The 11,888-nt window shown below is 34.3% G+C and carries 10 protein-coding genes; 6 read left to right on the forward strand and 4 right to left on the reverse strand.

Translation table 11 applies throughout. The features are described from left to right. Positions 1-70: 70 nt before the first annotated feature. Both LUU93_RS17505 and LUU93_RS17510 read left to right on the forward strand, forming a co-directional pair. Entirely contained in the window at positions 71-982 is a 912-nt protein-coding gene (locus LUU93_RS17505; protein ID WP_232682458.1) for a LamG domain-containing protein, read from the forward strand. Between the two features lie 317 nt (positions 983-1,299). Next, entirely contained in the window at positions 1,300-2,187 is an 888-nt protein-coding gene (locus LUU93_RS17510) for a LamG-like jellyroll fold domain-containing protein (RefSeq protein ID WP_232682459.1), read from the forward strand. Positions 2,188-2,567: 380 nt separating this feature from the next. Here the strand turns inward: LUU93_RS17510 and LUU93_RS17515 are convergent, their stop codons facing one another. The 3 genes from LUU93_RS17515 to gcvT all read right to left on the reverse strand — a co-directional run bounded on the left by LUU93_RS17515 (position 2,568) and on the right by gcvT (position 6,781). After that, positions 2,568-3,281, reverse strand: coding sequence for a YebC/PmpR family DNA-binding transcriptional regulator (locus tag LUU93_RS17515; protein ID WP_026729302.1), 714 nt, complete (start codon positions 3,279-3,281; stop codon positions 2,568-2,570). Between the two features lie 178 nt (positions 3,282-3,459). Beyond that, positions 3,460-5,490, reverse strand: coding sequence for a S41 family peptidase (locus LUU93_RS17520; protein ID WP_232682460.1), 2,031 nt, complete (start codon positions 5,488-5,490; stop codon positions 3,460-3,462). 208 nt (positions 5,491-5,698) lie between these two features. Continuing rightward, positions 5,699-6,781, reverse strand: coding sequence for a glycine cleavage system aminomethyltransferase GcvT (gene gcvT / locus LUU93_RS17525; protein ID WP_232682461.1), 1,083 nt, complete (start codon positions 6,779-6,781; stop codon positions 5,699-5,701). Between the two features lie 374 nt (positions 6,782-7,155). Here gcvT and LUU93_RS17530 point away from each other — a divergent pair, with 374 nt between their 5' ends. The 3 genes from LUU93_RS17530 to LUU93_RS17540 all read left to right on the forward strand — a co-directional run bounded on the left by LUU93_RS17530 (position 7,156) and on the right by LUU93_RS17540 (position 9,498). Continuing rightward, complete coding sequence (locus tag LUU93_RS17530) at positions 7,156-8,004, forward strand: NAD(P)H-hydrate dehydratase (RefSeq protein ID WP_232682462.1); 849 nt, start codon at positions 7,156-7,158, stop codon at positions 8,002-8,004. Between the two features lie 338 nt (positions 8,005-8,342). Next, entirely contained in the window at positions 8,343-9,125 is a 783-nt protein-coding gene (locus LUU93_RS17535; protein WP_232682463.1) for a HipA family kinase, read from the forward strand. Then, positions 9,115-9,498 (forward strand): DUF3037 domain-containing protein, encoded by a 384-nt coding sequence (locus tag LUU93_RS17540; protein ID WP_232682464.1) that lies wholly within the window; start codon positions 9,115-9,117, stop codon positions 9,496-9,498. The genes LUU93_RS17535 and LUU93_RS17540 overlap by 11 nt, the downstream gene beginning before the upstream one ends. A gap of 218 nt (positions 9,499-9,716) precedes the next feature. On the opposite strand, the gene LUU93_RS17545 is transcribed toward LUU93_RS17540, so the two are convergent. Then, positions 9,717-10,832, reverse strand: coding sequence for a pectate lyase family protein (locus LUU93_RS17545; RefSeq protein WP_232682465.1), 1,116 nt, complete (start codon positions 10,830-10,832; stop codon positions 9,717-9,719). A 237-nt stretch (positions 10,833-11,069) separates the two neighbouring features. Between LUU93_RS17545 and LUU93_RS17550 the strand changes: the two genes are divergently transcribed. After that, positions 11,070-11,642 (forward strand): Crp/Fnr family transcriptional regulator, encoded by a 573-nt coding sequence (locus LUU93_RS17550; protein ID WP_232682466.1) that lies wholly within the window; start codon positions 11,070-11,072, stop codon positions 11,640-11,642. The last annotated feature ends 246 nt before the right edge of the window (positions 11,643-11,888 follow it).

Genomic DNA, 11,888 nt, shown 5'->3' on the forward strand with positions numbered 1-11,888 from the left:
AAAAACATAATAGTATAGTTTAGCTCTGTATAAATGAAACACTTTATTTATAACCCTAAATTCTGCTATTATGAAAAAATTTCTACTCTCAGTAATGTTTGTAAGTTGTTTAAATGCGACTGCTCAAAATCCAATTCAGGAGTTTAATTTCAATGGGACTTTAAATAATGAATCTAATACAATTTCTTTTATGGGAACAAATGATTTTGTACCCGATAGATCTGGAGCTGCCGGAAATGCTCAAAGATTAAATAATAAAGCACTGGAAGCCGTTGTAGATGATCTGCCGCAAGGCAATAAAGCGAGAACTGTTAGCATTTGGATTAAATTTAATGATATAGCATCGGCAAATTATATCTGGGGTTATGGTTCAGCCTATAATGCTCAATATTTTGGTTTGCTGCAGCAGTCGACAGTCTCTTCTAATTCAGATTTAAGTCTGGCTGGCTGGGGCGCTGCAAATGATCTTATTGTTTCGACTCCAATAGCAAAAGGTGTTTGGTATCAATATACGATAACTTTTGATGGAACAGTTTCTAAAATGTACCGTAACGGAGAGTTGTTAAAATACATAAGCGGTTTAAAACGTTCTACAAAAGGTACTATTTTTAGATTAGGTGAAATAAATACAACAGTTGGTATAAATGCTGATGTGGATGATTTAAAAATCTATGATGTAGCTTTGACTGATGAACAGGCAGCGGAGTCTTATAATAGTTCTAAACCTTTAATAGTTGCTGCAGAAATTACAGCAGCTCCTAAAGCAAAAGGTGCTGCCATAAAATCTAAAACTGCGGCAAAAACTACATCAAGCAATATAATTGTAAGTAAAGATGTAAATATGGGAAGCAAAAATATAGAAGTGTATTCGCAAGGACAAAAAGTAGTAGGGGATAATTCAATGACTATTAACGATCTTCCTGAAGGAACATATTTATTAAGAATTACGAGTGCACCTGCAAAAAAAATAACTTCAAAATAAGGCCATTTAATTAATTTTTTTAATAGTTAGTTTTTTAATATTGTTTAGCAGCAATTAGTTTTTTTGAATTAGGGAAAAAGCCTTTTGAATTCATAAGGCTTTTTTTTGCCGGTTACGCCCATATTTTTTTATATTTTGTGAGAATTCTGTATTTGTGTGTAAGATTTGTTTGTTTATGCTGAATTAAAATTATATTTTTAACAAAATTTATAAAAAAAATATTCAAAAATTTGTAATAGTTGGATTTAGCTGTTCAAATTTGTTGTCAAATAAAGATTTATCATAAAAAGATATCCAGTAAAAAATCTATATAAACTATGAAAAAAATATTACTCACTTTAATGTTTGTAAGTTTTTTAAATGCTAATTCGCAAAATCCGGTTCAGGAATTTAATTTCAACGGAAATTTAAACAGTGCAGATAATACCATTTCCTTTTTAGGAACCCCAGTTTTTGTAAATGACAGAATGGGGACTGCTAAAGGGGCTTTGCGGCTTTCTAATAAAGCTTTTCAGGCCGTTGTAGGCGACCTTCCGCAGGGAAATAAGCCAAGAACAATATCTATTTGGGTTAAATTTAATGCCGTAACTGCAGCCAATTATGTTTTAGGTTATGGTACTGCGGCAAATACGCAATATTTCGGATTCGTACAGCAAGCATCAGCCGGAGGTAATTCTGAGGTAAATCTTGCGGGATGGGGACCAGGAAATGATGTTGCTGCTTTTGTACCGCTTTCAAAAGATATTTGGTACATGTACAGCATTACTTACGATGGCAATATTTCAAAAATTTATCGTAATGGTGAATTACTAAAAGCTGCCGAGGGAATTTCGCGTTCGACGAAAGGTTATATTTTAAGTATCGGAAAATTAAATGCGGCTGCAAGTATCAATGCCGATATTGACGACATTAAATTGTATACGGTTGCCATGACAGATGAACAGGTTATGGAGTCTTATACCAGTTCAAAGCCGGCTAAAACAGTGGCAGCCCCGCCAGTACCAGTTTCAAGTCCGGGAAAAAAAGCTGCCGCAGCACCTGTAAAATTACCAGCTGCAGCACCTTCTGCCGAAACTGCTAAAAGCAGTAAAAATGTTGAGGTTTTCTCTCAGGGTCAAAAAATAATAGGGGCAAACGCTTCTAATATTGGCGATTTGCCAGAAGGAACGTATTTGATCAAAGTAACAAACACACCAAAAAAGTAATTTTATATTTTCTATAAAAAAAAGAGGCTGTCTCAAAAGTAAAATCAAGCCGTTGAGAATCGCGTAAATGGAAAATTTCTCCGATAGGTATCCGAATAAAAAAGAGGTTGTCTCGATTTTGAGACAGCCTCTTTTGATTTTTTATTAGCTTATTACACTAAGCACTACAAATAAGATTACCAGAATAATTACGGCAAATCTTGTGTATTTTGATGTTTGCATATTTGTTTTTGTTTAAAGGAATTATGATCTGATTGCGGCAAATATAATAGTTTATTTTACTTTTTATAATATTTTGCTTTTTTCTGCATAAATTTTAACAAAACAAAAAAGCCCTGAAAAAAATCAGAGCTTTTAAATTTTTTATTAAAAGAAAAATATTATTCCTCTTTCATAGTATGATAAACGTTCATAACATCATCATCTTCTTCGATTTTTTCGATTAGTTTCTCAACGTCAGCGATTTGAGCTTCGGTTAATTCTTTTGTGATTTGCGGAATACGCTCAAAACCAGAAGATAAAATTTCTAAACCTCTGTTTTCTAGTTCTTTTTGCAAAGCACCAAAGCTTCCAAAAGGAGCATAAATTAAGATTCCGTCTTCATCTTCAAAAACTTCTTCAGCACCAAAATCAATTAATTCAAGTTCTAATTCCTCGGCATCAAGACCATTATTTGCAATTCTGAAATTACAAGTATGATCAAACATAAATTCAACAGAACCCTGAGTTCCCATTGTACCGTTGCATTTGTTAAAATAACTGCGAATGTTTGCTACAGTTCTGTTATTATTATCAGATGCAGTTTCGATCAAAATTGCAATTCCGTGAGGAGCATATCCTTCAAATAAAATTTCTTTATAGTTGGCAGTATCCTTATTACTGGCATTTTTAATCGCGCGCTCAACATTGTCTTTTGGCATGTTAGCCGCTTTAGCGTTTTGTATAACAGCTCTTAATCTAGAATTGGCGTCAGGGTTAGGGCCGCCTTCTTTAACAGCCATAACGATGTCTTTACCAATTCTGGTAAATGTTTTGGCCATTGCTGACCAACGTTTCATTTTTCTTCCTTTTCTAAATTCGAACGCTCTTCCCATTTCTAATTTTTAGTTTTGTGATGCAAAAATAAAGGTTATTCCTTATTTATCCAAAATCAAAATTTTAATTTTTTTTATTTGTTTCAAGTTTTAGGTTTCATGTTTCAAGTTGGCACAACTTTGCGATCATTGCGGTGAAACTTGAAACCTGAAACAAAAAAACTTGAAACAAAAATCTTTATTTCGAAAAATTAAAGTCATTAATAATATTCACCGCTTCGTTGAGGTAAGGATTTGTTTTTAAATTATCCATTTGGTATTGATTAATCGTTTTATCGTTAGGATAAGCGCCTAATAAAAACTGATTTACAGAAGAATTGTAAACATCCAGCGGATTATTTTCGTCATTAAAAGTATTGATCTCTGTCCAAAGAGAATTTACGATTTTCTTTTGTTTAAAAACCGCATCCAAAGTCATCGGAATCTCTGCTTTTGGCGTATTTACCAATTGATCTATTTTTAGATTGATCTTTTTAATATCATTAAAATAAAAATTATCAGCCAATCTTAAAGAACTGTTTTTAGCCAGTTTATCAATTAAGCTGCGTTTTACGTAGGGTCTGTATTTTAAGAGCGATTCAATACTGTCGTTTTTCATAGCAGTGGGAAAATCACTTTCTTTTTGATAAACATCTTCATAAAACTCAGGTAAAATTACATCTGGTGTAACCCCAATATATTGATGACTTTTTCCGGTAACCCTGTAGAATTTATTGATAGTAATTTTCAGGAAATCAGTATTTTTATTTTCGTCAAGCGAAAGAATCGTCTGCATAGTAGCTTTTCCAAGTGTATTGCTTCCTAACAAAAGCGCACGATTGTAATCCTGCATTATCGAAGAGAAAAATTCACTTGCAGAAGCCGTATTGCTGTTCATTAAAATCACAATTGGACCTCTGTAAATCATACCTTTATAAGGATCATTTATTACTGATTTTTCTTTACTGTGATCAATTACAATCGAAATTGGTCCATAATCAACAAACATTCCAGCCATTTTTATAGCTTCTTCCATCGAGCCGCCGCCATTGTCAATTAAGTCAATAACTAAACCTTTAATATTATCTCTTTCGAGTTTAATGACTTCACGGGCAACATCATCGGCACAGCCTTTTCGGCTGTTTCCATCTAAATCAGCATAGAAACTTGGAATTTTTATATAGCCAATTTTACTTTCTTTACCAATTATAAAACTGAAAACCGAATTTTCTTCATCTTTCATTACTTGTTTCTCAATGTGAACGTCAAAATTTTTGCCCGAGTTTCTTTTCAGCGTAAGCGTAAGACTTCTATTGGCTTCAGATAAAATCATTGTAGAAATAGATTCTAACGAAGCGCAGGAAACCTGAAGTGTTTCTTTATGATTTGAAACAGAAATGATCTGATCTCCCTTTTTAATCTGCCCTGTTTGATATGCCGGACCATTTGGGTCTATTTCGTGAACAATAATTTCATTTTTTTCATTAAGATTTACCGTCATTCCCAATGACAAATGTTCTTTTGATAATGAAGCTACAAAACTCGATTTAGAATCGTCGCTAAAATAAGCGGTATGTGGATCAAAATAAGTACAAAAGAAATTATAAAGGTTTTCGTCTTGTTTCGTTTTAGTTTCTAAAAGTGTGTTGATACGACAAATTTCATTCGACAGAATTAATTTTCTGGATTTTGTTTCAATAGAAGTGAAATTGGTTTTAATAGAATCCAGATTACTACTGGTTTCAGCGATATCATCCAGAATTTGATAGCGCAGTTTTTTGCGCCATACTTTCTCTAAATCTTCTTTCTTTAAATAAAAAGGAAAGGATTTTTTGTAGAATCTAATAGTATCTTTCTTTGTGTAATCAAATGCAGTCGACTGGATTTTTTCAAGTACTTCTTTGGTTCTAATTAATCCGTTTATATATCTCGCAGTAATATCAGTCAAAAAACTGCAGTCATTTTGAAGAATCAAATCATCTAAATTATAACGATATTTTGCCGACATTTCATCGTATTCGCTTTTAAAGAAAATGTTTCTTGAAGGATCCAATTCATTGATTAAATTATCAAAAACAAAAACTGATAAACTGTCATCAACAGGTTTTGGACGTAAATGTTCTGTTTGAATAACAGCATTTATTTTGTTGAGAATTTCGCATGTCTCGGCGCTATTTTGACTAAATAGGAAAGTGGTAAACAGAAAAAATAACGACAAAAATTTGTTCATAGGTGAAATGTCAACATTTATATTAAAGTTACGCTAATTTTTTGAAAAAGATTTATATTTTTTCTAAATAATCTTACATATAAATTACAAAGAAGATGCCGCGGATTAAAAGATTTGAAGGATTAATCCGTACAATCATTTTAATCTGCGGCAAAAAAAAATGCATTACCAATTATAGTAATGCATTTCACAATATTTATATTTTTAATTATTTCTTGTAAAAAGGCAATTTTACCACTTTAGCAGGAACATCATTTTTTCTGATTCTGATAAAAATATCACTATCAACAGTGCTGTTAGGAACAGTAACATATCCTAAACCAATTCCTTTATTCATAGATGGAGACATTGTTCCAGAAGTTACAATTCCAATTACTGCCCCAGAACCATCTACAATTTCGTAATCATGTCTTGGCACCGCTCGTTCCTGCATTTCAAAAGCAATTAATTTTCTGGTAACACCAGCTTCCTTTTGTTTTTTAAGAGCCTCAGAGTTTGTAAAATCTTTAGTAAATTTAGTAATCCATCCTAAACCGGCTTCAAGCGGAGAAGTAGTATCATTAATATCATTTCCGTACAAACAAAAACCCATTTCAAGACGTAAAGTATCACGTGCAGCAAGACCAATTGGTTTAATGCCGAAAGCTGCACCAGCTTCAAAAACTTTGTTCCAAACTTGTTCTACTTCGCTGTTTTTGCAATAAATTTCAAATCCGCCAGAACCAGTATATCCTGTTGCAGAAATAATTACATGTTCAATTCCTGCAAAATCACCAACTTCAAAATGGTAATAAGGTATAGTAGATAAATCTATAGACGACAAAGCCTGCATAGCCTCAACAGCTTTTGGCCCCTGAATCGCCAACAACGAATAATCATCAGAAAGGTTTTTCATCTCAACACCCAAGTCATTGTGCGATGAAATCCAGTTCCAGTCTTTTTCAATATTTGAAGCATTTACAACAAGCAAATATTGTTCTTCTTTCATTTTATAAACAATCAAATCGTCTACAATTCCACCTTCATTATTTGGCAGACAAGAATATTGCGCTCTGCCAATAGTCAAAATTGAAGCATCGTTTGAAGTCACTTTTTGAATCAAAGTCAAAGCATTTGGCCCCGTTAGCAAAAATTCACCCATATGCGAAACGTCAAAAACGCCCACACTATTACGAACCGTTTCATGTTCAGCATTTACACCTTCGTATGTAATAGGCATATTATAACCCGCAAAAGGCAGCATTTTCGCTCCCAAACTCTCATGTATGTGCGTAAGCGCAGTATTTTTCATTGTGTTGTTTTATAAAATTGAGTCGCAAATTTATTCAAAAAATATCAAATTTTAGTAGTCTAAATTATAAATTTCGCAACGATTAGGAGCTATTTCCTGCTATCCGCTATATCTTTTGCTTTTTAAAGAAAAAAGCAAAAGGATGCCGCTGCTATCAGGGCTAGGACTCAACGGTAACAATAAACATCTGCACTTTCGATTTTTTATGTAATTTTAGAGTATAAAGAAGCCAATTTAATTAAATGGTTTATATTTATAAAAATCATATTTTCCACATCCAGTCTGTGTTTGTTTTAACAAGTGAAACGCCTCTCTCGGTAAAAAAAACTATCGACTATGTGTTTAAAAATAAAAGTACCAACAAAAGCTGTCAAATGAAATCTCCATATTTAATTACAAAAGAAGAAATAGTAAGAATTTATAAACCAGTAAACCCTCATACACATAAGGGAATTCAGGGCCATGCTGTGATTATCGCCGGAAGTTATGGAAAAATAGGGGCAGCCGTTCTGGCTTCAAAATCCTGTTTAAAATCTGGGTGCGGTCTCGTTACTACTTTTATACCAAAATGCGGTTATCAAATTCTTCAAATTTCAATTCCCGAAGTAATGACTGTTACTGATGAAAGCATAAATTTTATTACAAATATTCATCTGCCATTGATTCCACAAGCAGTTGGAATTGGACCGGGAATAGGGAAGGAACTCGGAACACAAAAAGCCTTATTTGAATTTTTAAGAGTTAACAAAGCGCCATTAGTTTTAGATGCCGATGCCTTAAATATTATTTCTGAAAATTTATCCTGGCTGGAATTAGTTCCCGAAGATACTATTCTGACACCACATCCAAAAGAATTAGAACGCTTGATTGGAAAATGGAATTCAGAATCTGAAAAATTTCAAAAAACAATCGCCTTTTCAGAAAAGTATAAAGTTATTGTAGTCATGAAAGGCGCACCAACATTCACTATAAACAGAAATTCTGTCTACGAAAATACAAGCGGAAACGCAGCTTTAGCAACAGCAGGAAGCGGCGACACTTTAACCGGAATCCTCACGAGTCTCCTGGCGCAAGGCTACGAACCCAAATACGCCTCAAAATTCGGAGTCTATCTTCATGGATTAACAGCAGATATTGCTTTACGAAAAACTGGTTACGAATCTTTTATAGCCTCAGATATAATCAAGAATTTAGGGAAAGCATTTTTGAGTTTAGAAAAGTAATTTTAACGCAAAGCTCGCAAAGTTTTTTTTCGCAAAGTTCGCAAAGTGGTGCTCCTCATTTTTGTCATCCTGAGCGAAGTCGAAGGAACGCAAAGGCTTTATTGTTAGAGCACAACATCCAGTTTGTCATCCTGAGGAACGAAGGATCGCACTAGAACTACACACAGTAACCACAAATTAAATCGCCAATCTTTGTCGAGCTTCTGGTGCGATCCTTCGTTCCTCAGGATGACAAAAATAGCGATGAATCTTTGCGAGCTTTAAAAAGCAAAGCAACTAGAAAAAAATCTAAAATCTACCCTCTACAATCTAAAATCAAAAATCGTAAGTTTGTATTTATGAAAAACAACTTCGATCTCAGAACGGTAAATGTCATGCGTTATATAACGCCGCTGCGCGAAGGCGGTTCTTTACCCGCTTTGGCAGAAGCCGATGACGATTTTAAATACGTATTAAAATTTAGAGGTGCCGGACACGGCGTAAAAGCCCTTATAGCCGAATTAGTTGGCGGACAAATAGCAAGAGCCTTAAAATTACAGCTTCCGGAATTAGTATTTGCTAATCTCGACGAAGCCTTTGGAAGAACAGAAGCCGATGAAGAAATTCAGGATTTACTGCAGGGAAGCCAGGGGTTAAATCTGGCACTTCATTTTTTGTCAGGTGCCATAACTTTTGATCCCGTTGTAACAACTGTCGATGCAAAATTAGCTTCGCAGATTGTTTGGCTGGATGCCTATATTACAAATGTTGACCGCACTTTCAAAAATACAAATATGCTGATCTGGCATAAAGAATTATGGTTAATTGATCACGGGGCATGTTTGTATTTTCATCATTCCTGGAACAATTGGGAACAGCATGCTAAAAGTCCGTTTGCATTGATAAAAGACCATGTTTTACTGCCGCAGGCTTCACTTTTAAAAGAAGTCGATGCCGAATTTAAAGGGATTTTAACGTTAGAAATTTTAGAAGAAATTGTAAATACAATTCCGCTGGAATGGCTGCAGTGGGAAGATGCAGATGAAACACCGGAAAACTTGCGAAACGTTTATTTACAGTTTTTAAAGACGAGATTAGATAATTCAGAAATATTTGTAAATCAGGCTCAAAATGCAAGATAATCACTTATACGAATATGCTGTGATTCGTGTTGTGCCAAGGGTAGAACGCGAAGAATTCCTGAATATCGGAATCATTTTGTTTTGCAAAAAAGCCAAATTTATAAAAGTGCTTTTTCATCTGGATCAAACCAGGATTCAAGCTCTTTCAAACGATTTTGATATCGAACAATTAGAATGCAATCTAACATCACTGGAGAAAATCGCAAACGGAGCCAAAGACGGCGGCCCAATTGCCGAAATGGATATTCCGTCCCGTTTTCGCTGGTTAACCGCAATTAGAAGTTCGGCAATACAAACTTCAAGACCTCATCCGGGGATGTGTTTAGATTTAGAGAAAACGATTCAGAGATTGTTTGAAGAATTAATTCTTTAAAGAGGTTCAAAGGTTCAGAGGAGCAAAGGGACATAGGTTTTCTTATCTTAAAAAATAATCTCGCAAAGACACGAAGCCGCAAAGTATATAAAAAATAGTGAATTCAGCAATTAAATAAAAAACCATATAAGAACTATAAATTATAATTTAAGCTCAAAACTTAAATAACTTATATCACTTATATGGTTTAAAAAATAAAAACTAAACTAACTCATTTTTTAAAACGAACCGCAGGTATTACCGCCTAAAGTTGCTCCTGCATTAGCCGAAATATCTGCTTTAACAGCTGTTTTGCTAAGTTTTATAATAGAATATGGCGGGGTAAAAGCAGTACCGCTTCCGGCTTGATTTCCGGTTGTATTCGTGAAAACGTTATCAGCTGCGGTAACAGCAGTATAGCCGCTCATTAATTCGATAGGTGTTTTTACACCTTCAAAAACGTTGCTTTCTACACGAATATCAGCTTCAAAACCAGCAGCAACACATTTGTTGCTCACAGTACTGTTGTAGAAGTTATTAACCAAATGTACTTTTCCAAAACGAACTCTTGGCATTCTTTCTCTGCATCCGGGAGCCCACCAGCATCTTGCAAAAGTAATTCTCAATTTTCCGCGATCTGCAGTAGCACCATCACTTGAACCAATTAAGTTTGAATATCTGTGATCGTCAGTTCCGCCAGAACCTCCAGCTTTTGGTGGTTTTAAGTATCCAAATTTGGTATACGAAACCGTGATGTAATCTGACTTGTTTTTGATGTCGAAGTTTCCGTCAACACCATCTCTAAATTCGCAGTGGTCAACCCATACATTTTGGCAGTCGTCCAAAACTGCATTGTCCCACCCATCAGTATCGTAAGCTCCCGGACCTTCAAAAATAAGATTTCTGATGATCAGGTTTTTACATCTTTTGATACTGATAATACCAGAAGCATCTTTAGTCTGGTTAGTCGAAACCAGTTTTGCACCGCTCGCACCATAAATTGTTTTACCGGTTTGATCCTGAAATGACAACCTTGTGGTAACTGTAATAGTTCCGGAAACTTTGATGACTTTTACTGAGCTGTTTTCGATAGCAGATTTTAATTGAGCATAAGTAGTAACAGTAGTTTCAGCCGAAGAACCACCACCGGTTGTACTTCCGTTTTGAGAAGCCCATCCCGGAACTTCAGAGCAGTTCCCAATTTTTGCAGTTAAATTCGTCGAACCTGACTGAACTTCATTTGTTGTTTTGATACTTGCTTCTTCATTTGGGGAAGCAATTTCTTCAGTGTTACATGCCGTAAAACCGAAAGTCAATGTTAGTAAAAACATTGAGAGTGTTGATTGTAGTTTCATAATTAAGGTTTGGTTATTAATAAAGTTTAACAACACAAATCTGACTATAATTTGCAGGAAAAAAGTTGAACAAGTTCAAACTTTTGTAAAAATTTCTGTGAAATTCGTTTTTTTAACAGTTGTTAATTTACAAAAATGCATAAATAGTGTACTTTTACGTAATCGATTACATTTTCTAAACCCCTAATAGATAGTGAATTGAAAAAACAAATTTATTTCCAACAAAAAACCACAAGCATGTACAACCTACTAAGAAAAAACATTGAGCGAAAGATCCCGCTCACTGATGAAGAATGGAATATTATTGTTTCAAAAGCTGAACTTATTAAACTCAAAAAGAATCAGTTTCTTCAAATTCAGGATTCGAACAACAGTTATGAAGGGTTTATTTTAAAAGGTTCATTTAAAACTTATATTTTAAATGAAAACGGAACAGAAAGTGTGATTTTCTTTTCTTTCGAAAATGAATGGATGTGTGACCTGGAAAGTTTTTATCATCAAAAGCCAACGACTTATAATATTAGGGCCATCGAAGACAGCGAAATTTTGGTTATAAATAAAACCCAAAAAGCGCAGTTATTTGCAGAAGTTCCCAAACTTATTCAGTTTCATGTTTTAATGATTGAGAGTGCTAATGTGGCTATCCAGCAAAGACTGTTAGATGTTTTGAATAAAACATCAAAACAGCGTTATTTAGATTTTAAAGATCGTTACCCGCAAAAAGTCCAGACCATAAACAATAAAAATCTTTCATCATATTTGGGCGTTTCGCACGAGTTTTTATCAAAGATTAAGAGAAGGGTTTCTTAATTTTAAAGGTTCAAAGGTACAGAGTAATAAAGGTTCAAAGGTTTTCTGTAGAGACGCACTGCAGTGCGTCTAACATAAGATTTTTAGCCACTCCCGATGGCTATCGGGATAAAAGGATTAAAAATGATTTTTGTTTCACGCAGATTTTGCAGATTCAGGCAGATTTAATTTAATAAATGATCTTTTTAAATCTGCTTAAATCTTTTTAAATCTGCGTGAAAAATCTTTGCGCTACTGCAACTTTGC

Source organism: Flavobacterium soyae (assembly GCF_021245985.1).
Lineage (GTDB): Bacteria > Bacteroidota > Bacteroidia > Flavobacteriales > Flavobacteriaceae > Flavobacterium > Flavobacterium soyae.

Coding starts and splice junctions, on each gene's coding strand:
- LUU93_RS17505 (WP_232682458.1), top strand. CDS start 71: ATGAAAAAATTTCTACTCTCAGTAATGTTTGTAAGTTGTTTAAATGCG.
- LUU93_RS17510 (WP_232682459.1), top strand. CDS start 1,300: ATGAAAAAAATATTACTCACTTTAATGTTTGTAAGTTTTTTAAATGCT.
- LUU93_RS17515 (WP_026729302.1), bottom strand. CDS start 3,281: ATGGGAAGAGCGTTCGAATTTAGAAAAGGAAGAAAAATGAAACGTTGG.
- LUU93_RS17520 (WP_232682460.1), bottom strand. CDS start 5,490: ATGAACAAATTTTTGTCGTTATTTTTTCTGTTTACCACTTTCCTATTT.
- gcvT (WP_232682461.1), bottom strand. CDS start 6,781: ATGAAAAATACTGCGCTTACGCACATACATGAGAGTTTGGGAGCGAAA.
- LUU93_RS17530 (WP_232682462.1), top strand. CDS start 7,156: ATGAAATCTCCATATTTAATTACAAAAGAAGAAATAGTAAGAATTTAT.
- LUU93_RS17535 (WP_232682463.1), top strand. CDS start 8,343: ATGAAAAACAACTTCGATCTCAGAACGGTAAATGTCATGCGTTATATA.
- LUU93_RS17540 (WP_232682464.1), top strand. CDS start 9,115: ATGCAAGATAATCACTTATACGAATATGCTGTGATTCGTGTTGTGCCA.
- LUU93_RS17545 (WP_232682465.1), bottom strand. CDS start 10,832: ATGAAACTACAATCAACACTCTCAATGTTTTTACTAACATTGACTTTC.
- LUU93_RS17550 (WP_232682466.1), top strand. CDS start 11,070: ATGTACAACCTACTAAGAAAAAACATTGAGCGAAAGATCCCGCTCACT.